Annotated in this window: 21 protein-coding genes and 1 pseudogene; 16 read left to right on the plus strand and 6 right to left on the minus strand. The window is 72.5% G+C overall.

What is annotated here, in order from left to right:
* The first annotated feature begins 120 nt into the window (after positions 1-120).
* Positions 121-756: a lipoprotein gene (locus ABZS77_RS20815; protein ID WP_354825098.1), complete on the plus strand. Its 636-nt coding sequence runs from the start codon at positions 121-123 to the stop codon at positions 754-756.
* 74 nt (positions 757-830) lie between these two features.
* On the opposite strand, the pseudogene ABZS77_RS20820 reads toward ABZS77_RS20815, so the two are convergent.
* A pseudogene (locus tag ABZS77_RS20820) lies at positions 831-1048 on the minus strand (DivIVA domain-containing protein).
* Between the two features lie 72 nt (positions 1049-1120).
* Here ABZS77_RS20820 and ABZS77_RS20825 point away from each other — a divergent pair.
* Positions 1121-1324, plus strand: a complete 204-nt coding sequence (locus ABZS77_RS20825) for a hypothetical protein (RefSeq protein WP_354825101.1) — start codon at positions 1121-1123, stop codon at positions 1322-1324.
* A gap of 59 nt (positions 1325-1383) precedes the next feature.
* On the plus strand, positions 1384-2928 hold the full coding sequence (locus tag ABZS77_RS20830) for an NAD(P)-binding domain-containing protein (protein ID WP_354825104.1): 1545 nt from the start codon (positions 1384-1386) through the stop codon (positions 2926-2928).
* On the opposite strand, the gene ABZS77_RS20835 is transcribed toward ABZS77_RS20830, so the two are convergent.
* From ABZS77_RS20835 to ABZS77_RS20850, 4 genes are all read right to left on the minus strand, one after another.
* Positions 2912-3511, minus strand: a complete 600-nt coding sequence (locus ABZS77_RS20835) for a nitroreductase family protein (RefSeq protein WP_354825402.1) — start codon at positions 3509-3511, stop codon at positions 2912-2914. The two genes, ABZS77_RS20830 and ABZS77_RS20835, sit on opposite strands and share 17 nt — an antisense overlap.
* A 149-nt stretch (positions 3512-3660) precedes the next feature.
* Positions 3661-4812: a glutamate--cysteine ligase gene (locus ABZS77_RS20840; RefSeq protein ID WP_354825107.1), complete on the minus strand. Its 1152-nt coding sequence runs from the start codon at positions 4810-4812 to the stop codon at positions 3661-3663.
* Positions 4813-4859: 47 nt separating this feature from the next.
* Complete coding sequence (locus ABZS77_RS20845; protein ID WP_354825110.1) at positions 4860-6023, minus strand: M20 family metallopeptidase; 1164 nt, start codon at positions 6021-6023, stop codon at positions 4860-4862.
* A gap of 91 nt (positions 6024-6114) precedes the next feature.
* Positions 6115-6678: a carboxymuconolactone decarboxylase family protein gene (locus ABZS77_RS20850; protein WP_354825113.1), complete on the minus strand. Its 564-nt coding sequence runs from the start codon at positions 6676-6678 to the stop codon at positions 6115-6117.
* 480 nt (positions 6679-7158) lie between these two features.
* On the opposite strand from ABZS77_RS20850, the gene ABZS77_RS20855 reads away from it, so the two are divergent.
* Positions 7159-7974: a DUF559 domain-containing protein gene (locus ABZS77_RS20855; protein ID WP_354825115.1), complete on the plus strand. Its 816-nt coding sequence runs from the start codon at positions 7159-7161 to the stop codon at positions 7972-7974.
* A 56-nt stretch (positions 7975-8030) separates the two neighbouring features.
* On the opposite strand, the gene ABZS77_RS20860 is transcribed toward ABZS77_RS20855, so the two are convergent.
* Positions 8031-8819 carry a hypothetical protein gene (locus ABZS77_RS20860; protein WP_354825118.1) on the minus strand — a complete coding sequence of 263 codons (789 nt, stop codon included), beginning with the start codon at positions 8817-8819 and terminating at the stop codon, positions 8031-8033.
* A 201-nt stretch (positions 8820-9020) separates the two neighbouring features.
* Between ABZS77_RS20860 and ABZS77_RS20865 the strand changes: the two genes are divergently transcribed.
* From ABZS77_RS20865 to ABZS77_RS20920, 12 genes are all read left to right on the plus strand, one after another.
* Positions 9021-10250, plus strand: a complete 1230-nt coding sequence (locus ABZS77_RS20865; RefSeq protein WP_354825120.1) for a glycosyltransferase 87 family protein — start codon at positions 9021-9023, stop codon at positions 10248-10250.
* Positions 10251-10308: 58 nt separating this feature from the next.
* The gene (locus tag ABZS77_RS20870) at positions 10309-10758 is read left to right on the plus strand and encodes a ribonuclease domain-containing protein (protein WP_354825123.1); all 450 of its coding nucleotides are present in this window, start codon (positions 10309-10311) and stop codon (positions 10756-10758) included.
* A gap of 33 nt (positions 10759-10791) precedes the next feature.
* Positions 10792-11130 carry a barstar family protein gene (locus ABZS77_RS20875; protein WP_354825126.1) on the plus strand — a complete coding sequence of 113 codons (339 nt, stop codon included), beginning with the start codon at positions 10792-10794 and terminating at the stop codon, positions 11128-11130.
* Between the two features lie 290 nt (positions 11131-11420).
* Positions 11421-12362: a hypothetical protein gene (locus ABZS77_RS20880; protein ID WP_354825129.1), complete on the plus strand. Its 942-nt coding sequence runs from the start codon at positions 11421-11423 to the stop codon at positions 12360-12362.
* 37 nt (positions 12363-12399) lie between these two features.
* Positions 12400-13569: a hypothetical protein gene (locus ABZS77_RS20885; RefSeq protein WP_354825131.1), complete on the plus strand. Its 1170-nt coding sequence runs from the start codon at positions 12400-12402 to the stop codon at positions 13567-13569.
* A gap of 17 nt (positions 13570-13586) precedes the next feature.
* Positions 13587-14015, plus strand: a complete 429-nt coding sequence (locus ABZS77_RS20890; RefSeq protein ID WP_354825133.1) for a hypothetical protein — start codon at positions 13587-13589, stop codon at positions 14013-14015.
* A gap of 32 nt (positions 14016-14047) precedes the next feature.
* Complete coding sequence (locus ABZS77_RS20895; RefSeq protein ID WP_354825136.1) at positions 14048-14302, plus strand: hypothetical protein; 255 nt, start codon at positions 14048-14050, stop codon at positions 14300-14302.
* Between the two features lie 2 nt (positions 14303-14304).
* Positions 14305-17508 carry a hypothetical protein gene (locus ABZS77_RS20900; RefSeq protein ID WP_354825139.1) on the plus strand — a complete coding sequence of 1068 codons (3204 nt, stop codon included), beginning with the start codon at positions 14305-14307 and terminating at the stop codon, positions 17506-17508.
* Positions 17505-18989, plus strand: coding sequence for a hypothetical protein (locus tag ABZS77_RS20905; RefSeq protein WP_354825142.1), 1485 nt, complete (start codon positions 17505-17507; stop codon positions 18987-18989). Before ABZS77_RS20900 ends, ABZS77_RS20905 begins: the two co-directional genes overlap by 4 nt.
* A gap of 2 nt (positions 18990-18991) precedes the next feature.
* The gene (locus tag ABZS77_RS20910; RefSeq protein ID WP_354825145.1) at positions 18992-19492 is read left to right on the plus strand and encodes a hypothetical protein; all 501 of its coding nucleotides are present in this window, start codon (positions 18992-18994) and stop codon (positions 19490-19492) included.
* Positions 19492-20142 (plus strand): hypothetical protein, encoded by a 651-nt coding sequence (locus ABZS77_RS20915; protein WP_354825148.1) that lies wholly within the window; start codon positions 19492-19494, stop codon positions 20140-20142. Before ABZS77_RS20910 ends, ABZS77_RS20915 begins: the two co-directional genes overlap by 1 nt.
* Positions 20139-22166, plus strand: a complete 2028-nt coding sequence (locus tag ABZS77_RS20920) for a hypothetical protein (protein ID WP_354825151.1) — start codon at positions 20139-20141, stop codon at positions 22164-22166. The genes ABZS77_RS20915 and ABZS77_RS20920 overlap by 4 nt, the downstream gene beginning before the upstream one ends.
* Positions 22167-22174: the final 8 nt, after the last annotated feature.

Below are 22174 nucleotides of genomic sequence, written 5' to 3' on the forward strand. Positions count from 1 at the left end.
GCGGCACCAGCCCAGGTCCGCAGCGAAGCCGTGGCCGTGCTCGCGGCCTTCCCGGCGCGTCTCGGATAACATCCGTCAGCCGTCACGTCGACGGCACGGGGACGAGGGGACGTTACCGAGATGATCCGAAGGGTTTCCATGGTGGCCGCGCTCGCCCTCACCGTGACGGCCGGCTGTGCCGAGAGCGGGAACGAAACCCCAGCGTCCTCGCCGTCGGCACGTCCGACAGCTTCACCGATCGTGGCCGGCCCGCCGTGGTACGACGAGGTCGCCCCGGCCGGGGCTGGCACCACGGTGGGCGCAAAGGGCAGCGAATGCGAGCTACCGGTTACGTTCTCGGTCCCGGTCGGCTTGAAGGTGACGAAAATTTCCGGGCGGGCGCAGCTCGTGGTGGGTCGATCGACCCTGCGGTGCGAGATCGACGCCAAGCCGGCCGGTCTGGTCGGATTCCTCCGGGTGTGGACCATCGACGAGAGCCTGCCCAGCGGCGGAAAGAACGATGCCGAGAACTTCGTCACCGAGTACGCGAAGGACCCAGCTGCCAACTACCGCCGGGTCAAAGCCGGTCCTCTCGACTCGACCGAGGCGTCCTACGTGGAAGCTGACCTCGACGGCAAACCGAATCCGCACCTGGCGATCGCCGTTTCGGCGGTTGAAGGGGACACGTTGTTGACCATCGGTGGCATGGACGCCGACGAGTTCCAGTCGCTCCTGCCCGGTTACCAGTTGGCGAAGCAGAGCATCAAGCCCGCGTGAGCCCTCAAGCCGCTGTCGACGGGCGGAGGCCGGCGAGCTGGACGAAGATCTCGCGCCTGGCTACGGACGCGTGGTCACCAGTGGCCGGGTGGCCGGCACTCTCGCGCGTGCATGCGCTGCCAGTCCCGTAGCGCCCGTCCGAGCCGGTCGTTCTCCCGGCTGAGCAGCCGTACCGTCTCGTTCAGCGTGCTCAGTTCGTCAGCCACGCGGGCCTGGAACTCGCGTACCTCATCGGGTCGACGCCGCGCCGACGCGCGGCGAACTCGTGGGTCCGCACCTCGTACGGCGTCAACCCGGCAGGGTAGCCGCCAGGGTGGGGTTGGCTTCCTCGATACACGCCGCTCCTGGCGAGCTGACCAGCGTCGTGGACAAAGCCGTCGTCGCCTGCCCGAACGACATCTTCGAGACGGGCTCCGTCGCGGCGTCCAGTTACCTCGACGTGGACCGGCGGATCGAGGTCCGGAGCGGGCCCGGAGACGGTATCCAGCTGTTCCGGGACTCCCGCCGGGCGTTGGGCTTGCGGCGTGATGGTCTCTCCTCGCACTCGCGCGGCGACGATCGGGATTGACACAGATCGCTTGGCATCCCATGGTCGATGGATTCATCTCTCCGTCGAAGGGTCGCAGGATGGTCAGCAGCGAACACCGGTACGTCATCGTCGGCGCGGGACCAGCCGGACTCCAATTGAGCTACTACCTCCAGCAGCAGGGCGCCGACTACCTGACCCTCGAACGAGGCGACCAGCCCGGGGACTTCTTTCGGCGGTTTCCCCGACACCGCCGGCTCATCTCGCTGAACAAGGTCCACACCGACAGCACCGATCCGGAGATCCGCCTGCGCTGGGACTGGAACTCGCTGCTCAACGACGACCCGGACCTGCTGTTCCCGCGATTCAGCAAGGAGTACCTGCCGGGCGCCGACGACCTGGTCCGCTACCTCGCCGAGTTCCAACGCGTCCACCAGCTCAACATCCGCTTCGGCACGACTGTCGAGCGGATCACCCGGACCGACGACGGTTTCACGGTGCGCACCGACCAGGGGGAGGTGCGGGCGCGCTGCCTCGTCGTCGCGACCGGCTGGGGCCGGCCCTTCGTGCCGGCCATCAAGGGCATCGAACACGCCATCGGGTACGAGGACATGGTCGTCGACCCCACGGCGTACGAGGACCAGCGGGTCCTCATCATCGGTAAGGGCAACTCCGCCTTCGAGACCGCGTCGTCCATCCTCGGCCGGGCGTCCATGGTGCACCTCGCCAGCCGGCAGCCCCTGCGCCTGGCGTGGAACACCAAACATCCGGGCGACGTCCGGGGCCAGTACGGCGCGATCCTCGACAGCTACCAGTTCAAGACCCTGCACTCGGTGCTGGACTGCACCATCGACGAGATCCGTCCCGTCGACGGGCGGTTCCGGGTGTCGATCACGTACACCCACGCCCAGGGCGAGACGGCCGAACTCGACTACCACACCGTGCTGCGGTGCACCGGCTTCCGGATGGACACCAGCCTGTTCGACGAGTCGGCCCGCCCCGACATGGTGCGCGACGGCCGGATGCCCGGGCTACGCCCCGACTGGCAGTCCCGCAACGTCGACGACCTGTACTTCGCCGGCACCATCGCCCAGGACCGGGACGTCAAGCACGCGTCGTCGCCGTTCATCGACGGCTTCCGGTACAACCTGCGCACGTTCACCCGGATCCTGCGCGAGCGGTACGACGAGGTGCCGCTGTCGTACGCGACGACGCCCGCCGACGCCGCGTCGCTCGCCAAGCTGATGCTCGACCGCGTCAACTGGTCCTCCGCGCTGTGGACCCAGTTCGAGTACCTGTGTGACGTCTTCGTCCGCGACGACGCGACCGGCGACTTCCACCACTACGAGGACCTGCCGGAGGACTACGCCGTGGAGCGCTTCGCGGGCGCGACCCAGTGGTACACCCTCGCGCTGCGGTGGGGCCGCGACGAGTACGGCGACGTCTTCGCCATCGAGCGGCACCCGATCCCCGACCGGGCCCGGGAGAGCGCCTTCATCCATCCGGTCATCCGGCGTTACCGGGGCGCCGAGTTGGTCGCCGAGCAGCACCTGTTGGAGGACCTGCTGGCCGAGTGGCGACGCCCGGACCGGCACGTCGAGCCGCTTGTCGAGTTCCTCACCACGGACCTCACCACCGCACCATGACCTCGTCGAGGGGTTTGCGGGTCAGGTCCGGGACGTGCGCGTCCGGCGCGGGATACCCGACGGGCATCACCACGTAGGGGCGCTCCTCCGGCGGACGCTCACACACCTCGTTGAGGAACCGCATCGGGCTGGGTGTGTGGGTCAGCGTGACCAGGCCGGCGTGGTGCAGCGCGGTGATCAGCAGACCCACCGCGATCCCGACGGACTCCTTGACGTAGTACGGCTTCGGGCTGCGCGGCCCCTGGTGCACCTCGAACACGACGATGACGGCCGGTGCGGTCTCCAGGAACGGCTTGCGCCAGTCGGTGCCGAGCCCGGCGATCGCACCGAGCCACTCCTGTGACGCGCGGCGGTCGTAGAACTCCCGCTCCTCGGCCTCGGCAGCCTCACGCAGCCGGCGCTTGCGGGCCGGGTCGGTCAGCACGACGAACCGCCACGGCTGGATGTTGGCGCCGCTGGGCGCGGTCGACGCGGCCCGGACCGCGGCTTCGATCACCCCGTCGGGCAGGGCGTCGGCGGCGAAGTCCCGCACGGAACGGCGCTGTGCCATCCGGTCGGCGAACGCCTCCGCCTCGCGCACCATCTCCGCCGCGGGCCGCCGTCGGTGCCGGATGGGGACCGTCGATAGCAGGTCCGCGTCGTTCACCTGTGGCCTCCCTGATCGGGTGTCCCGGGTCCGCGGCAAAGCCCGCCCGGGTCCCCCCAGCATCTCGGAGAACCGGCGTGGTGTCCTTACGCCGGCGTGCTCTCTTGGCCCGTCAGGACGCCGGGCGCGGTCCAGGTGGCGATCTCGTCGACCACGTCGGTCAGCCGTCCGCGCCGCGCCGCGGCGGCCCGCTGACGGGTCGCCCCGTCGCCGTCCACCGCGAGCCCGGTGCGCCAGGCCCGCACCCGTTCCCTGTCGCCCGTCTCGTCCAACGCCGGTCCGGCGCGCTCGATGAGCCGATCGGCGAGGACCGCCGCCGGCAGCAACCGGCCCGTGCCCACCTCCACACCGTGCCCGCCCATCCCGTCGCGGGCGGCCCGCCAGTACGCCAGCCGCATCAGCTCCGGGGCCAGCTCCGGTCCCTCGTCGCCCCGGTCGACGGCCTCCCCGGCGGTCACCACCAGAGCCCGCACGAGGGCGGCGAGCGCCGCGGACTCGACGGCGGTGACGGGTACGTCGGCGACCCGCACCTCGAGCGTGGGGTGCGTCCGGGACAGGCGCAGATCCCAGAAGATCGTGCCGTGGTCGACGAGCGCGCCCGCGTCGAGGAGCATGTCCACGTGGTCGTCGTACTGCCGCGCCGACCGCAGGAACGGCGGGGGGCCGGCCACCGGCCAGCGCCCCCACGTCACGGTCCGCCAACTCGCGTAGCCGGTGTCGCGCTCGGACCAGTAGGGCGAGTTGGCCGTCAGGGCGACGAACACCGGCAGATGCGCGCGCAGGTGGTTGCCGATCAGCACGGCGCGGTCCCGGTCGGGCTCCTGCACGTGGACGTGCACGGCGCAGATCGCCACCTCGTCGTGCAGCCCCCGGAAGGTGGCGGTGCCCCGGTCCTGACGCGGGCCCTCGGTGATGGGCGGCGGCACGGCGCGGCCGAGCACCGGTGAGCCACTGGCGATCACCCGCAGGCCGGCGGACCGGGCCGCGCCCTGGACGGCGGCGCGGGCCTCGGTGAGCTGCGCCGACAGGTCGTCGACATCGAGGCACGGGTCGGTCCGGGTCTCCACCTGGAGCTTGGTGATCTCACCACCGACCCGTGCGCCGAGCGTCGGGCGGGCACCGTCGACGACCGTCGCCGCCCACGGCACGACCTCGCCCCGGTCGGCGTCGACCACGAGGAACTCCTCCTCGACACCGAGCAGGGGAATTGACGATCCCGAACGCTGTCCCGTAGTCATGCCGACGACGACCCCTCGCTGCCGGTCGTTCGCCGACGGTGACCACGTTACGGGATCCCGTCGATGGATCGCCGGCCGGAACGCTCCACCGTAGACAGCGCGTCGACGAGTCCGGCCAGCAGCGCCGCCCGCTCGGGCATCCGGTCCAGGCAGACGTACTCCTCGGCGGAGTGCGCCCCACCGCCGACCGCGCCCAGGCCGTCAAGCGTCGGCACCCCCAACGCGGCGGTGAAGTTGCCGTCGGAAGCGCCAGCGGCGTACGCGCCGACGAGGCCCGTGATGCCCAGCTGGCCGGCGATCGACTGGGCCAGTTCCAGCAGCGGCCGCGACAACTCCGCGGACATCGGATAGCGGTTGATCCCGCCCTGCACGTCAAGCGTCGCCTCGGGCAGGACCGGCGCCAGCTCACGGATGGCGTGGTCGACGCGTTCCAGCTCGTCCCTGGTCCAGGCCCGCACGTCCACGGCCAGGCTGGCGCGCTCGGGCACCGTGTTCGTCGTCGTGCCGGCCGAGAGCAGGGTCGGGGTGACCGAGGTGCCGCCGCTGTCCGCCGCGCCGAGCGCACCCAGCGAGAGCACCTGGTGGGCGACCTCGACAGTGGCGTTGACCCCGCGCTGCGGCTCCACGCCCGCGTGCGCGGCGCGACCGGAGACGATGAGCCGGTAGACCGACCCACCCTTGCGGGCGACCTTCACATCGCCGTCCGGGGTGGCGGCCTCCAGGACCAGAACCGCACCCGACCGCCGCGCCTCACGTTCGATGAGCTGACGGGACGACACCGACCCCGACTCCTCGTCGCAGGTGAGCAGCACACCGACCGCCGACGTGTCGCCGACCAGGCGCAGCGCCGTGAACATCTGCACGATGCCGGCCTTCATGTCGCATACGCCCGGCCCGGTCGCCACATCCCCGCGAACGGTGAACGGCCGGGCCGCGATCGTGCCGACCGGGAACACGGTGTCGAAGTGCCCGAGGAGCAACACCCGCTGGTCGACGGCCGGCCACAGCAGGTGTGGCAGGCCGTCGACCACGACCCGACGGGCCGGCCGGCCGAGCACCTCCTGCCCCCAGCGGGCGAGCAGGTCGGCACAGGACTCCAGATGGGGCAACGAGCCCGGTGCCGACTCGCGTGCGACGAGCGTGCCCAGCCGGTCGACCATGTCGGTGTGAAGCCGCTGGGCGGCGTTCAGCAGACTGCGTGGGTGATCCATCGATCCCTCCGACTGCACGGCTGATGGGCCTGGCCAGGCATCTCCATCGACCGTCGCAGAGGAATCGGGCCGCGGTCACCCTCGACCGTGCTCAGGCTGCCGGAGTTCCGGCCGCCGACCCGTAACCGACCTCGATGATCCGACGGGTCGTCTCGGCGTACGCGTCCTGACCCGTCGGCGCGAAGGTCCCCAGACCGTCGACGTACCTGTTGAACATGCAGAACGCGGCCGCGATCAGGACCGTGTCGTGGATCTCCACGTCGGTGGCGCCCTCCGCGCGGGCGCCCTCGACCAGTTCCGTGGTGACGTTCCGGCCGCTGATCTGCACCGCGCCCGCGATGCGCAGCAGCGCCCGCAACTTCGCCGAGACCGGAGCGCTGTCGAGATCCGCGCGTACCTGATCGACGAGGGCCATCCCCTCGGCGAGCTGCGCCGCCGCGAACGCCGAGTGCGACGCGCAGCAGAACGTGCACTCGTTACGCCCGGACACGTACGCCGCGATCAACTCCCGCTCACCTGGCGGAAGCGAGTTCGGGGAACGCAACAGCACCTCGGCCAGCTCGTTGAGCGGCTTCGCGGTCTCCGGGCGGTACGTCATCGGACCGGTGATGCCAGGGAACTGCTTCTCGTCCACCCCGAGATCGATGTGCGCCATGTGTCATGTCCTCCAACCGTTGACCGGACCCGACCGGACGACGCCTCAGCGCGGACGACTGTCCGATGGGGACGGCGCGGCACACGCCGTGACGCCACGATCTCATCCCGTACGTCGTTCGGGTTCCTTCCTTCGTGCTCTTTTTATCGATGAGCCGCTTGTCCGCCGAGCGCGGGCCTCGGGGGTGCCGCCCGAGTGCGCCTGGGCGGATCTCCGGCCCTGAGAGTGGTACGGCGTCTGGCGGGCGCGTAGCACAGCCGCACCGGAGTCGGGGCGCCGTCCACAGGTGCTTTCGCTGTCCACAGCGGCCCAACCGGCGGCGGTGTGCGACGGCAGGGTGGGCCGGTGGACGCTCGCCTGCAATCCCTTCTCGATCGGAGTGGCGGCCTGGCCGCGAGACGGGACGTTCTCCGAGTGGCGCCGCCGTGGACACTTCAGGGCGCTTGTCGGTCTGGTCGGCTGCTCCGGCTCCTGCCGGAGGTGTTCGTCGACGCCGCGCTCGTTCGCGATGCCGAGAGTGAGCTGCCGATACTCGCGCGGGTCGAGCCGGAGTTGGCTCGCCGCGCTGTGCTGGTGTACGGAGGCGGACGCGGCGCGCTCAGCCGACTGACCGCCCTCGACGTGTGGGGCCTGCGCCGTCAGCCACCCGGGGAGCCGTTGCATCTCGACCTGCCCGTCGGGTCGGGCTTACGTGGTCGACCGCATCTGCTGGTGCGTCACCGCGCCGGTTTCACGGTTGGGCCACCGGACGCGGTGGTTCGGGGAGGAATGCCTGTCACCCGGCTCGACCGGACGTTGGTGGACTGTTGGCCACTGTTGCCGGCGGTCGACCGGCCGGGACTGGTGATCCGCGCGGTCAACGATCGCCTGACCACGCCGCAGCGTCTCGTCGCCGCACTCGCGGAGGTGCCGAGACTGACCGGCCGGGCGGCGATGCGGGGGCTGCTCGACCGGCTCGCTGCCGGCTGCCGCAGCCCGTTGGAGATCTGGGGCCACGACCACGTCTTCATCGGCCCGGGCATGCCCACGTTCGCTCGGCAGGCACGGGTACGGGTCGGTGCTCGGACGATCTACCTCGACATGTTCGCCGAGACCGAGCGGGTCGACATCGAGTTGGACGGCGCAACAAGCCACGGCGACCCGGCGGAACGCGAGATCGACCTGCGCCGCGACGCCTTGCTCGCCACCGTCGGAATCCTCGTCGTCCGCTTCAGCCACCGGCGGCTCCTGGCCGACCCTGCCCAGGTCCGCCAGGAGACCCGCGCCATTCTCGCCAACCGCCGCCCTCACCCATGATCACTTGATGCTCTGTAGCTGCGCACGGCTCCGCACAACTACTCAGCATCAAGTGATCATGAAACGGGGGGCATGGGTGTGGCGGGGTGTTCGTTGTGGTGGTGCAGGAGTTCGCTGATCCATCGTGCGGCTTCGCGCTGGGTGCTGAGCAGGTGGTTGCGGGCGTCGGCCACCTCCTGGTCGTCGGCGTCGTCGGTCAGGATGGACACCCATCGTCGACTCAACTCCTCGGCGTACCGGGCTCTGCGCATCTGCTCGTCGAACTGGTACTCCAGCTTCACCATCCGGTCGACGTGCGGCTGGAGCGCCGGCATGATGCGGTCGTCGAGCCGGACGGCGGCGTCGGGTCGGCAGGTGATGGTGATCTCGCCGCGCCGGTAGGTCCACTCCGGTTCGTCGGCCAGGGCCTGCTGCAACGCCACCTCCAGGTCGCCGGCCCGGTGTGGTGGCAGGTCCCGGGCGGCGTCGGCGGCGAGCCGGCTGAGGCGTTGGATGGCGTGCGGCTGGAAGTACTGCACGTACCAGCTGAGCACCTCCGAGCGCAGGCTCGCGGGCGACGACCAGGCGAACGTGGCGCGGATGTGGAACGAGTACACGTACCCCCGGGCGGGGACCGTGATCAGGCGGGGCGCGTCGCGCTGTTCGACGAGGGGGCCGGACGGCGACGGGTCGGCTCCGGATCCCACCGGCGCCTCGTCCTGGAGGGCGGCGACCAGCCGGTCCCAGCTTCGTGCCCACCACCGCCACCCGCGGACGCTCGCGTCCCGGACGACGGTGAGCCCGCGTACGCCCCGGTGCCGCCACTGGTCCGCGGGTCTCGGCCTCCCATCGGGGGCGTCCGTCATGGCACCCCTCCATGGTCACGGATCCGCACGTCACGCTAACAACCGGTGACCGATATGCCCGCCGCCACGCCGGTGGTCCTCCCGGCGGCGACGGTGACCGGCGCGGCCTGCGGAGGCCGGGTGCCGGGCGGCCGACCCTCGTGTCCCCCTGGGTCCGGTCCTCGGCGCGCACAATGAGTCGGTGACGCTGGTGGTGGTCCGGTGAGCAGACCGCGGACCGGGCGGCGGGTGGCGCTGGTGGCCGGGCTCGTCACCGTGCTCGCGGTGGTGATCGTGCTGCTGCCCGGGCATCGGGGCTGGTTCGACATCGGGGTCTACCACGGTGCGGTCGGGCACTGGGTGCGCGGCGGCGACCTGTACGGGTGGACCACCCACAACGGGTACGGCTTCACCTATCCGCCGTTCGCCGCCGTGAGCATGGCCCCGATGGCAACGCTGGCCTGGTATCCGACGATCGTGGCGCATCTGCTGCTCACCGTGCTGGCCGTGGCGTTCCTGCTGCGCCTGCTGGTGGACCCGGTGGCGCGGCGGCACGGATGGAGCCGCTGGTACGCGCTCGCACTCACGTGCTGCCTGCTGGCCGGGCTCAACCCGATCCGGGACACGGTGAGCTTCGGGCAGGTCAACCTGCTGCTGGTGGCGCTCGTCTACCTGGACCTGTGGCTACTGGAGCGGGGGAGTCGACTGGCCGGCGTCGGCACCGGGCTGGCCGCGGCGGTGAAGCTGACCCCTGCGGTCTTCGTCGGGTACCTGCTGGTGGCCGGGAGGTGGCGGGCGGCGGGCACGGCCGTCGGCGCCGCCGCCGGCGCAACCGTGCTCGCGGCGGTGCTCGCGCCGGACGCCAGCCGCACGTTCTTCACCGAGACGCTGTGGGACACCGAGCGGGTGGGGCGGTTGGAGAACGTGGCGAACCAGTCGCTGCTCGGCCTGGTGGCCCGGCTCGACCCGGCGCACCCGGACCGGCGACTGTGGCTGGTGCTGGCCGCCGCCGTGCTGGTGATCTGGGCGGTGCGGGTGCGTCGGGCCGTACGGCTGGGGGACGAGCGGGCCGGTTTCGCGTTGACAGGTGTCGCCGCGTGCCTGCTCAGCCCGGTCACCTGGGTGCACCACCTGGTGTGGCTGGTGCCGGGGCTTGTGGTGCTCGTCGCGTCGACGTTGCCCTGGCCGCCGGTGGACCGGGCGGCGCGGTGGCGGCTGGGCGGCGCTGTGGTGGGGTACGCGGTGCTGTGCAGCGGGCTGGTCTGGGTGTTCGGTGACGGCTGGGCGGGGCCGGTGGGTTTCGTCGGCGCGAACGCGTACCTGTGGGTGAGCGTCGGGATGCTGGTGCTCGTGCCGGTCGGGCGGGCCGTCGGCACCGATCATCCGGGGTTAACCGAGCATTGTGGAGACGTTGTGCCGCAAAGGGGTGTCGCCGTCGAGCGTCAGCGGTGAGACTGGGTCCGATCCGACAATCACGCGGATCGATGGATCGGATGGTCTGGAGGCAACCTTGTCCACCCCCGTGTCCCCGCTGGCCACGCTCGGCGCGATCCGCCGGCGTACCACCACCGTCGCCCTGCTCCTCGCCATGGTCGCCGCCGCGCTGGTCGGCCCGTCCGTGGTGGCCCCCCGGCTCACCGACTCCGCCTCGGCGGCGGTCTACAGCTCGTGCACCGTCAGCCGCTGCGCCGACGCCCGCACCGCCCGCTCGGGATGGTCCGCAAAGGGCTTCCCGACCAGCCGAGGCTGGTATTCCTGGAGCGGTGGACTGTCCAACTTCGCCGGCGGCCGGTTCTACAACTACGAGGGACAACTGCCCACCAACGCCACCTACTACGAGTACGACGTCTACCCGCGCAACCAGGGTGCGGCCCGCGACGCGTACCGGATCGTGGTGAACCGCAGCACCGGGGTCACCTGGTTCTCGCCCAACCACTACACCGACTTCTACCGGCTCTGACCGAGCGGCGGCGGCCGGTCCGGGAGGCACACGATGGTCGATGAGGATGAGGGTCTGGCCGGCGCGACGGTGCTGGCCGGGGCGGCGGCCCGGACCCGGCCCGCGCTGTTCGCCGCGCTGGCCGAGGTGCTGGCTCTGCCGGCCCACCTGGGGAGCACCTGGGACGCCCTCGCCGACGTGCTCCAGGACCGGCTGGACGCCGGCCCACTCACCCTGCTGGTCACCGACGCCGGTCAGCTGCTCGCCGACGAACCCGCCGACCAGTACGCCCTGCTGCTCGCCGTGCTCGACGACCTCGCCAGCACCGCCCCGCACCCCCTGCGCGTCGTCCTGGACGAAGCAGGCGGCGGCCGGAGGCGGCTACGCCGGTGAACGCTATGACTCTGAGGCATGAATATGACTCTGAGGTATATCGCCCTCAGAAGTGACCCGCCCTCCGCGCCGGGTTGCGCCTCCCGCCGCCACCCCCGCCGGACCGAGCCCCGCCCGAGGGGCAGGCGGCCGAGGGCGGTAGCCGGCTGTGTCGGTGCTCAGTTCCCGACAGTCTGGACCGCGTCGGGGCACGGTGACGGTGGCGGTGACGCTCGGGTGACGGGTCCTTCGCGATCCTCGTGCCGAGCCGGGCAGCGTGCACCGGAGCGGGCAGCGGGGAGGCCGGTGCGGTGGACTTCGTCGACGGGGTACTGGTGCGCCTGGCCGACCCGGGCACCCGCGCCGCGCTCTTCGACGACGCGTCGCTGGCCCACCTGGTCGAGGCCGCGTACGACACCGAGGCGATGCCCGTCGCCGCGCCGTACGCGGCGGTCTTCGACGAGCTGACCCTCGGCTTCGCCGCCGCGCCGGTCACGGTGGCCGAGGGGGAGTGGCTGGGCTCCGGCGGCACCACCCGCACCGAGTTGCGCGTCCGCCTGCACGGCCTGGGCGGCTCGGCGCTGCGCATCGACGCGTTGTGGCGCGGCAGCCTGGTGGTGCGCACCAGCGCCGCCCGGGACCGGGTCGAGGACCTCGACGTGGCGGTGCCCGCCTTCGACGTCGACCCGCAGATCATCGCCGACCTGGGTGCGCTGCCGGCCGACCCGGCGGTGCTGGAGACCGAGCGCCGCAGCAGACTGGCGGCCCGACTGCGGGCCGGACTGCACCAGCCCGCGGCGTTCACCGACGAGCACCTGGACCGGCTGCTCGCCGGCGTCGGCGCCGCGACCGCCGGCGACCTGGTGACACGAATGCGCGGGCAGGCCGCCGGGGCCACCGTGAAACTGCGCTACGCCGCCCCGCCGGCCGCCCCGCCGACACCGCGTCCGCTGCCGTTCGCCGCCGCCGTGCTGATCCGCGACAAGGGCTTCTCCCTGGCGGACCTGCTCGTCGAGACCCGCCTCATACGCGCCCGCGCCGAGGAGCTGGGCCTGGACCTGCCCGCGCCGGACGACGTACGACGGCGGCACCGGGTGGTCGCCGTCTGGGTCGTCCCCGTCGAGACGTTCGACGACGACGGTTGGCCGGGCGGTGACACCGGCACCGACGCGCAGAAGAGGGCCGCCCGGTTCGCCCGCGCCGGCCAGTGGCTCGCCCGCAGCGGCATCGGGCTCGCCGCCGTGCCGACCTGAGAACTCAGACCAGCAGCAACTTCGTCCGGGAGGACCCGTGGCACCGACAGCAGCATTCCCGTACATCGAGGTCCGGATCGTGCCGCCGCCAGCGCCACTGGCGCAACGGTCGCCGGGCGTCATCGCCGTGGTGGGCAAGGCGCCGTCCACGGCCGACGGCGGCTCGGCGCCGGCGAACACGCCGGTCCGGATCGAGACCCTGGACGACGCGGTCACCAACTTCGCCCGCCGGCAGGCCGGCAACGTGGTCCGCAACGCCCTCTACAACTCCCTGGAACTGGCGTTCCTGCAGGACCCGCGACCGGCAAAGGTGTACGGCGTGAAGGTCGCCGGCGACGACTACGCCGCCGCGCTCGGCGGCCTGGAAGCCGCCGACGACGTGACGATGGTGTCGCTGGCGAACGAGTCGACGGTCGGCAACCCGGCCGGCGCGGGAGCGCCCACCGGGCTGCACGCGCTCAAGGCGCACGTGGAGACGATGTCCGCGGCCGGCCAGCGGCGGATCGGCTTCGCCATGGTCAACCCGGCGACCGACAAGAGCCCCGGCTACGTCGCCGACATCATCACCGCCGCGAACCCGCTCAAGAGCAGCACCAGCCGGATGGTGATGATCGCCGCCCGGGGCGCGGACGGCGACGCCGCCACCGCGGCGATGGCCGCCGTGGCCGGCCTGCCGGTGCACCACAGCATCGTGCTCAAGAAGATCCGTGGGGTCGCCATCGGAGTGGCCGAGCAGTACAGCCCGGCCGAGATCAAGGGGCTCTCCGAGGCCAACCTCACGCCGATCATCGACCCGACCCTGATCACCGGGGAGAGCCTGCACTTCGCCGACGGGCGGCTGTTCACGTCCGACGCGAGCCTGCTGCACGTCGACCTGGTCCGCACCCTCGACGCGATCGAGTTCATGCTGCGCGCCGGCCTGATCGGCCTGGTCGGCGACGCGCGGATCACCAAGCCGGGCATGACCCTGCTCAAGACCCAGGTGGACGGCATCCTCGGCCCGCTCAAGCGGCAGGCGGTGATCGACGACTACCGCGTCGAGATCCCGGTGCTGGACATCCTCGGCATCCCCGAGGCCGCCCGTACCGCCACCGACACCTCGATCGTCACCGCCGCCCGGGCCGACCGCACCGTCGACCTGGTCGTCACCGTCACGTACGGCCCGGCCGTGAGCCGCCTGCTGGTCACGCTCGTGGCCAAGTTCTGACCCGGAGGAACCAGACCATGGAGTGGAAGACCCGCCTCGCGGTGCAGTACACCAAGGGCACCGAGACGGTGCTGATCAGCCCGATCGACTCGTTCAGCCCGTCCTTCTCGCTCAACGTCGAGGCGCTGCACTCGTGCGAGGTGACCCACCTGGGCGCCATCCACGCGCCGGTGTCGATGAACTTCACGATGACCGTCAAGGCGATCGGGGACGTCGCCGGCCGGCTCACCAAACTGGCCCTGGACGGCGAGCTGTTCGACATCGCCCTGCTGGAACACACGGGCGACGACTGGTCGTTCTCGTCCTTCGTCCTGCGGGACTGCCTGATCACCAGCGCGACGCCCACCACCGCCACCATCTCCGGCGCGCCGGCGGCGACGTTCAGCGGCTTCAGCCTGGCCGCCACCGTCGACCCGAAGACCGGCGACCAGTCCGTGCTCCCGTGACCCCGCCGACGACGACCGACCGGAGGTAGCAGATGGCGACCGGTGCTGGCCGCGCCGCCCGGGTCACCCGTACCGGGCTGGCCCTGGTGCACGCGGGTGAACTGGTGCTGCCGGCCGCCGGCAGCGAGGCGGAGGCCGAGCAGGTCGCCGAGGACGACCGCGCGGTCATCGCGTACCACTTCCCGGTGGAGATCGAGGTGGTCGCGGCCGGCGGCGCCCTCGACGCCGACGCGCTCGCCGACCTGGCGCTGGCCCGGCTCGCCGAGCACCTGGACGGGCGGTACTGACGATGGCGATCTCGGTGTACGTGCCGGTGCGGATCCGGCTGGACGCCCGGTCGGTGACCGAGCGGCCGGCCGCCGTGACCGACGCGCTCGCCGCGGCGTTGGGCCGCGCGCTGGAACGGTCCCGCCGCGAGGTGGTCGCGCCGCGCGGTGGCTACCTGGAGGTACGCGCCGACGCGCCGGAGTTCCGCTGGACCGGCACGGCGGCGCGGGCGGTGTCCCCGGACGACCGGCGGGCCTTCGAGGCCCGGCTGCGCCGGCGCGTGGACGAGGTGGTCACCGCCGCGCGGCTGGACCCGGGGCTGCCCGCCGGGGTGGCCGCGCCACTGAGCCGGCCGGCGGCCGAGGTGCTCGACCCGCAGCGGATGCGCCACCTCCTCGCCGTCTACCGGGTGCCGTCCTACGACGACGGCGGTGACGCCGCCGAGGTGCCGGTGGACGGCGACGAGCCGCCCCGGGTGACCTACCAGTGGCTGCTGCGCCCGGCCAGCTACCTGGCGGGCCACCTGGCCGAGTTGGGCCGTGAGGCGGTACGCCAGCACGGCGGCCTGCCGTCGGGAACCCCGCAGGGGATCATCGCCCGGGTGATCGGCAGCGACGGGCGCCCGGTCTGGGCGGTCATGGTGAACACCACGCCGTGGTCGGTCCTCACCTTCGAGCGGTTCGGCGAGACGGTGTTCCGGGCCACCCCGCAGCCGCACTTCGAGGTGGAGGAGCGGATGCCCAGCCCGCAACCGGGCACGGTGCAGCGGCGGCCGGTGGCCGATCGCGGCGCCCTGGTGTCGATGGTGGACGAGGAGTTGAGCGCCGACATCCGGCAACGGTTGCGCACCGCCCAGCCGCGCGGCGAGACCACGAGCGTCGACGAGTACCAGGCGCAGATCGAACGGGCCGTCGACGCCGAGGTGACCCGGCGGGTCGACGCGATCCTCGCCTCGGTGGGTGGTGCGGTGCCGACCTGCCTCGTGGTGGTCAGCATCGGTGGGGTCTCCCTGCTGCTGGTCGGCACCGAGGAGACCGACAGCACGCTGCACTGGACCGGCACGGCGAACCTCCTGCCGATCAGCGTCGAGCAGCGACCGGCGGCCCCACCGGACCCGAACGCGCCCCCCGGCGGAGGCACCGGCAGCGGGTCCGGCACCGGCAGCGGGTCCGGCGCGGGCGGCGGACCCGGTACCGGCGCGGGCAGCGGCACCGGCGGTCTCGGCGCGGGCACCGGCCCCGGTGGCGGTGCCGGCGGCACCGGCGAGGGCACCGGCGGTGCCCGGCGGGGCGGCTTCGTCTTCGACCCGAGCAGCCCCAGCGCCCCACCCGGTACCGAGGGTCGACGGTTCCCCGCCGTCACCGGTGAACACTCCGAACTGCGCGCCTGCGCCCCCTTCAACGGCGAGCCGGAGCTGGCCGCGCTCGGCCCGGACGGTGACGAGCTGCGCCGCCTCATGGACGACATCGCCTTCCGGTTGCAGATGGGCGAGCCGTGCCGCTACCCGGCGAACTTCTGCCTCCAGGCCGCCGCCATGCTGCGTGGAAGGGCCGCGGCGATCAGCCTGCTGGTGGGCTCGGCCGAGCGCGAGGCGTTCACCAGGCCCGTGCCGCAGGGCTCCGGAGGGCTCGGCCCGCTGGACTTCCGGCCGGTCGCCTCACCCGCCGTGCAGTTCCTGCGCCACCTGGCCGGGGTGGTGCCCCGCCTGGACCGCCTCGCCCAACTGGTGATGGACCGCTACAGCCGGCCCGAGCACTTCGCCCGGATCCAGGGCGGGTGGATCGACACGTCCGCGTCCTGGAACCTGCACTTCGTCCAGGCGTTCAGCCCGGCCGTGAAGGGGGCGGTGGGGCGGCTCTTCATGGTCGGCAGCCAGGCCATGCTGGTGCAGCTGCTGCTCGCCTCGCGTACCGGCATCGACGCGCGGATCGCCAACTTCGACAGGTACGCGCCGATCTTCGAGCGGTTGATCGTCTCGCAGCTCACCGACTACGCCGAACTTCAGGGGCTGCGCGAGCGGCTGCGCCGCCACGAGGCCGCCCGGTGGACGCAGGCGCACACCGACCTGGGCGGCGGCGCCGTCGCCACGCTCAGCGCGGTCAACCCGTCCACCGCCTGGTACGGGGCAGCCCGTGCCCTCTCCAGCGCCTTCCTGGCCGCCGAGGCGGCCCTGACCAGTCCGGGCGCGGCGGGCGAGATCGTCGAACGCGACGGCACCACCCGGATCCGCGACTCGCACGCCGTGCTCTGGACCCTCGCCGAGATCGAACAGGCGCTTGTCATCCAGCGTGGCGAGGCCGAGGGCATCGACCCGCTGGTCAAGCAGATCACCGACGTGCCCGACGTGCTGGCCCGCTTCGCCGGCGACCGGTCCGCGATCCGCGACGAGCTGCGGCGGGTGTTGCGGGACATGCGGCGCAACAACACCGAGATGCTCGGCCGCGCCCGCACCGACGCCCGGTTCGCGTTCCGGTCGAGCCGGATCAGCGAGCACATCCCGTCGGCGACGATCCCCCGGGGACGCTTCGCCCTGCAGGGCATCCATCTGGTCACCCACCAGCAGATCGGCGAGTTCTTCGGCGGCAACCTGTACTACGCCACAGGCGTCGACGACCTGTTCGGCACCGAACTGGGCCGCGAGGCGCTGAGCGCGTTCGGCGTCATGGTGGGGATCATCGCGCTGTCCATCCTCTGCCCGCCGCTGGGGTTCGTGGTCGGGGTGGCTGTCGCCGCCGTCGACGTGGCGCACGCCCACCAGCGCGAGCGCCTCTACTCCTCGATGCTCGACCCGGAGCTGGTGCTCACCCGCACCGAGGTCGAGGTCGAGCTGTTCGCCGCGTACCTCGGACTGGCGTTGTCGCTGATCCCGGAGGCCGGGACCATCGGCGGCGCGGCCGTGCGCGGCGGCCGGGTCGCCCTGCGGTTCGGCGTCCGCGCGGGGCTGCGCGCCGCCCGGGGGTACGTGGTACGCCGGGTCACCCGGCAGATCATCGAGGCGGCCTCCCGCGACCTGCTCGAGGCGTTCCTCACCGAGATCCTGCTCAACGAGGTGCTGGAACGGGTGGTGCAGAAGCTGATGGAGCCGATCCTCGCGTACGTGGAACGCGAGGCGATGCTCAGCGGCGCGGTCGGTGGCCCCGAGGGCGCCCGGTTCATCCTCATGGTGCTGGACTCCCAGCCCGGTGGCGCCGCCGCCGGACCCCGCGTCCCGGTGGTGCGGCCGTGACCGGGCCACGCCGGTTCCGTGCCGGCCGGTTCCTCGACGCCGCCGCCGTGCACGCCGCCGCCGACGCCAACCCACGACTGCAACGCTTCATGCGAACCATCGCCGCGCACAGCGAGGCCGGCGACGTGCGTTCCCGGCGGCTGCTGGAGCACCTCATCCGCCGCGTCGTCGACGACGTCGGCGACCTGCACCTGAACAACGCGCTCAATCGGCTGGAACGCATCGCCGTGCTGCGCGACAACATCGCCGCGATCCTCGACCACGTGCTGGAGGGCGGCACCCTGCCCGAGGGGGTGCGGTTGGAGACGCTCGGTGAGCGCTTCGACCAGCTCAACACCGAGATGCGCGAGCTGAGCCGCCCGCGCGACGGCATCGTCGGGGACGCGCCGCTGCGGCTGGCCGACGACGCAGCCCAGTACGCCGACTCGCTGCTGCGCGAGTTCGAGGTCGCCGGCGGTACCAGTGCGGCCGGCTGGCACGTCGAGCCCGCCGCAGTGGTCCAGGACGCGTTCCGGGCCATGCCGGCGGACCAGCAGGCCGCGCTGCGCCGCGCCGCCGAGCTGGAGCCGGAGGCGCTGTGGCGGGCGGTGGCCGCCGAAACCGAGAGCGGCAGCCGGGCCGCCGTCACGGACCTGGAGACCCGGCTCGGCGGCCGGTTCACCCCCGACGACGTCGCCCGGCTGCGGACCGCAGTGGGTGAACTCGGCAAGGCCCGCTCCAAGGGCCTGCACATGAACGATGCACGGCTCACCGAGGCCCTGGCCCGCATCGCCGACCCGGAGCTGCGCGCGGTGGTGGCCAGCGGCGACATCTGGCTCACCCAGCAGTTGGCCGTGCACAACCCGGAGGCCCTGGCGACCCTGTGGCGGCGCTTCCGCGACCGGGGCGGACGCGCCGACGACGGCCCCGGTTTCCGCGCCTACCTGCGCCACGACATGGTCACCTACGGCCGCGGCGTGCTCGGCGAGTACACCGCCGCGTTCTCGCTGAGCAGCATCGAGCTGTTCCTCAAGGGCCCCGACGCCAACGTCAAGGTCGCCGGCACCGACCTGGTCGGCATCGGCCACGACGGCTGGGTGTGGCTGATCGACGACAAGTCGCACCGCGCGAGCAGCGTCGGTGGGGTCAGCGCGCTCACCGACAACCTGGTCACCAACCTGCGCCGCGACGCCGCCGACTTCCGTGACGCCATCGCCCGGCTGCACCGCGACGACCCCGGTTTCACCCCCGACCCGCGGATCCTCGACGCGATCTCCCGGATGGAGGACGCCGCAGCCGAGATCGACCGGATCAACCGGCGCGGCTCCGCGTCCACCCGACCCGCGCGGATCAGCCGGGCACTGGAGGATCGCCGGCTGCGGCTGCGCGTCACCAGCGCCGCCGGCGAGGTCCGCGAGATCACCCAGGCGCTGCGCGACCTGGGCCTGGCCGTCGAACCCACCGGCGCGCCGGTGCCGCTGCCACCCACCGGAGGGCGCTGAGCATGGCCATCACCAGCAGCTTCATGCGGTACGGCACGGTGCCGTCGGCGATCATCAGCGACGGTGTGCTGCCGATCCCGCTCTGGGCGGTCACCGCGATCTCCCTCGCCCAGACGTACCACCTGCCGCCCATCGGCTCGACCGCGCACAAGGCGATCGTGGCCACCCACGACGACACCATCACCCTGACCGGGGTCCTGGTCGGCGCGGAACGCTACGCCTGGAAGTTCGCCCTGGAGACGATGGCCGAGGCGAGCAAACGCGGCACCGCCCTGGCGGCGTACTCCGGGGGGAGATTCGGCGGGCTGATCCTCGTCACGTCGATGACCATCCGCACCGACATGCAGGTGCAGTCGCTGACCTTCAACGCCTCGGCCGCCCGCCGGGACGTCCTGGACACCACCATCACCCTCGTCCACGTGCCCCGTCCCAGCCTGCTCGGCAAGCTGCTCGACGTGGCAAGCATCGGAGTCGGCGCGCTCGCCGACGGGTTGGGCAACTGATGCCACAGTTCCCGATCGACCGCTACCTGCTGCCGGAGACGCCCGTCGAGGCGCCCGACGGGTTCACCGAGGTACGGCAGAGCCTCACCGCCGGCCTGCCACACCGCGTCGAGCTGGGCGCCGGCGTACACGCGGTGCTGATCCTGCCCACCGGGCTGGCCCGGCAGTGGCTGAACACCGACCCCCTGGCGGTGGTCAGCACGTCCGCCGACGACCTGGCGCCCCGACCCGCGCCGCCGGCCACACCCCCGCCCCCGGCGCTCGTCGGACGGGTACCGCTGCGCCTGGTCGTGCGCCAGGGCACCCGGATCCTCGGCTCGGTGCCGCTCGCCGCCGGGCTGCGCCGGGTCTGCCCCGACGCCGGCACGACCGTCGACACCACCGGTGCGGCCCCGGTCGCCGTGGAACTGCTGGTGCTGGCCTGGCTGCTGCACGCCGGAACGGTCCGCGGCTCCGGCGACTACGGCTCGTCGCTGACGCTCGCCTGGCGGCGGGCCGACCACGCCGCAGACCACTTCGGACCGCCGCCGATCAACGAGTTCGTCTGGCGTCGCCGCCCACCCGCGCAACGCGTCGAATCCGAGCTGGGCCCCGGCAAGCTGCGCTACCGCTACCTGCTCGACAAGAAGATGCGAAGGGTGCTGCGATGACGCTCACGCCGTTCCAGAGCGGCCAGGTACGCCAGGGCGCCGTCGGCAACGACGCCGGCTGGACCGTGACGTTCCACCGGGAGACCCCGACCGGGCTCAGCCCCGACGCGGCGCTCACCCTGTCCAGCGCCGACTACTACGCGGCCATCGACGCGGCGCTGCCCGACGGGCTCGGCCCCGGGGCGTACACGATCACCGTGCAGGGGCTGATCGACGAGCACTTCGCGGCGCTGCGCACCGCCGAGGGGCAGCCGCCGCTGGTGGCGAAGCTGCACCTGTACTGGCGTGACGCGAACACCTCCGTCGGCGCGTTCTTCACCAACCTGGTCGGCGTCAACGCCGGCCCCACCCCGGCCGAGCTGACCCAGGCGCTCGTCGCCGTGCTGCGGGTGACCAGGGTGCGCCGGCTCACCGGCGAGCGGACGTACGACACCGAGCTGACCCTCGTCGAGCAGGCGTACGCCCGGCTCGGGCAGCGGGTCGCGGAACGGTTCGAGGCGGCCACCTTCACCGCCGCGATCCGGGCCATCGCCGAGCGGACCCGGGTCGACGTGACCGGCTGGGGCGCCAACCCGGACGGCACGATGACCTCCGGCGCCACCGAGGCGGCCGGCGACGAGCGGGTCGCGTTCGGCGCCGGGCTGCTCTACCGCGCCGCCCTGGACCGTCTCGGTGGCGCGTTGCAGCAGTCACTCAACGCGTACGGGCGGGGGATGCTGCTGATCCGCGACGGCACCGTGCACGTCGGCAAGCGGCCCATCCCGTACCCGCAGGGTGAGCCCAAGCCACTCACCCTCGCCACGGGCCTGCTGGAGTGCACCGAGAACGGCAGCCAGACCAGCGACCCCTACGCGGCCACCGAGGCCGGTGGCACCGCGCCGCCGCGCCGTCGGGCGTGGACGTTGACCCTCAAGGGCCGCCCCGACCTCAAACCCGGCGACCTGGTGCGCTTCGACCCGCCCGCGGTCGACGAGGCCACCACGCTGGGCAGCGTCGGCGCGGCGCTGCTCGGCTCGTTCGCGGCGCCGTTCGCCCCGTCGGCCGGGGAGCTGGGCGCGGGGGCGACACTGCTCTACCTCAGCGCGGCCCGGCACACCCTCTCGCGTACCGCCGGGTTCGTCACCGTGGTGCAGGGCGTCGAGGTCGCGTCGCCCGCGCAGGCCTGGGACAGCTGGACTGACGCGTCCGGTGTGGGCGCCGCCGAACCGGCCGGCCCGGCGTCCTCGCCCGGGGTGGCCGCCGCCGAGGCGGTGCGCCGGGCCGCCCGCGCCGCCCGGGGCGAGACGCGCGGCCTGGAGATCGGCGAGGTACGCGCCGCCGCCACCAACGCCAGCGGCGCGGTCGAGCCGCCGGCGCAGACCGAGACGGTGTGGGAGGGACTGGCCCGCCCGGACGGTCGGCCCAACGGCGCCCGCCGCCTCCCGGTCCGCCGGGAGCAGCCCGCGCCGCTACCCGGGGTGACCTACCTGACCCCGTTCGCGTGGGGTGGGTGCGGCCTCATCCTGCCCCGGTATCCGGGCACCCGGGTGGCGCTGGCCTACCGCAACGGCGCCCCCGACGACCCGGTGGAGGTGGGCGCGCTCTGGCCCACCGGGCACGCCCCGGTGTCCCAGCCGGGGGACTGGTGGCTGTCCCTGCCGGTCGGGGTGGCCGCCAACAGCCGCTCATCGGTCGGCGACACGGTGGTGCCCGCCGACCACGACGGCAAGGTCGCGCACGACCTCACCGACGGCGACGGCAACCGGGTCATCGAGCTGGGGGAGCTGACCGTGCGGGTGGGCCGGGCCCAACTCCAGGGGCGCGGCCAGCGACCGGCCCGCGCCGACGACGCCGACAGCATCACCATCGAGCACGCCGCCGGCGGGTCGTCGATCGTGATGAAGCAGGACGGCTCGATCACCATCACCGCCACCCGGATCGACCTGGACGCGGGCAACGGCGCGGTGAACATCAGCGGCGGCACCGTCACCATCGCCGCCGACGACGTCGACGTCCAGGTCAGCAACGCGATGAACGTCCACTGAGGAGGGCG

The organism is Micromonospora sp. NPDC005298, assembly GCF_040607375.1.
Taxonomy (GTDB): Bacteria; Actinomycetota; Actinomycetes; order Mycobacteriales; family Micromonosporaceae; genus Micromonospora.

Excerpts from the sequence above, each read along its gene's own strand:
- ABZS77_RS20875 (WP_354825126.1), top strand. The coding sequence starts at position 10,792 with ATGGTCGATGAGGATGAGGGTCTGGCCGGCGCGACGGTGCTGGCCGGG.
- ABZS77_RS20830 (WP_354825104.1), top strand. The coding sequence starts at position 1,384 with ATGGTCAGCAGCGAACACCGGTACGTCATCGTCGGCGCGGGACCAGCC.
- ABZS77_RS20915 (WP_354825148.1), top strand. The coding sequence starts at position 19,492 with ATGCCACAGTTCCCGATCGACCGCTACCTGCTGCCGGAGACGCCCGTC.
- ABZS77_RS20860 (WP_354825118.1), bottom strand. The coding sequence starts at position 8,819 with ATGACGGACGCCCCCGATGGGAGGCCGAGACCCGCGGACCAGTGGCGG.
- ABZS77_RS20840 (WP_354825107.1), bottom strand. The coding sequence starts at position 4,812 with ATGACTACGGGACAGCGTTCGGGATCGTCAATTCCCCTGCTCGGTGTC.
- ABZS77_RS20815 (WP_354825098.1), top strand. The coding sequence starts at position 121 with ATGATCCGAAGGGTTTCCATGGTGGCCGCGCTCGCCCTCACCGTGACG.
- ABZS77_RS20910 (WP_354825145.1), top strand. The coding sequence starts at position 18,992 with ATGGCCATCACCAGCAGCTTCATGCGGTACGGCACGGTGCCGTCGGCG.
- ABZS77_RS20890 (WP_354825133.1), top strand. The coding sequence starts at position 13,587 with ATGGAGTGGAAGACCCGCCTCGCGGTGCAGTACACCAAGGGCACCGAG.
- ABZS77_RS20845 (WP_354825110.1), bottom strand. The coding sequence starts at position 6,023 with ATGGATCACCCACGCAGTCTGCTGAACGCCGCCCAGCGGCTTCACACC.
- ABZS77_RS20850 (WP_354825113.1), bottom strand. The coding sequence starts at position 6,678 with ATGGCGCACATCGATCTCGGGGTGGACGAGAAGCAGTTCCCTGGCATC.
- ABZS77_RS20835 (WP_354825402.1), bottom strand. The coding sequence starts at position 3,511 with ATGGTGCGCGAGGCGGAGGCGTTCGCCGACCGGATGGCACAGCGCCGT.
- ABZS77_RS20900 (WP_354825139.1), top strand. The coding sequence starts at position 14,305 with ATGGCGATCTCGGTGTACGTGCCGGTGCGGATCCGGCTGGACGCCCGG.
- ABZS77_RS20920 (WP_354825151.1), top strand. The coding sequence starts at position 20,139 with ATGACGCTCACGCCGTTCCAGAGCGGCCAGGTACGCCAGGGCGCCGTC.
- ABZS77_RS20895 (WP_354825136.1), top strand. The coding sequence starts at position 14,048 with ATGGCGACCGGTGCTGGCCGCGCCGCCCGGGTCACCCGTACCGGGCTG.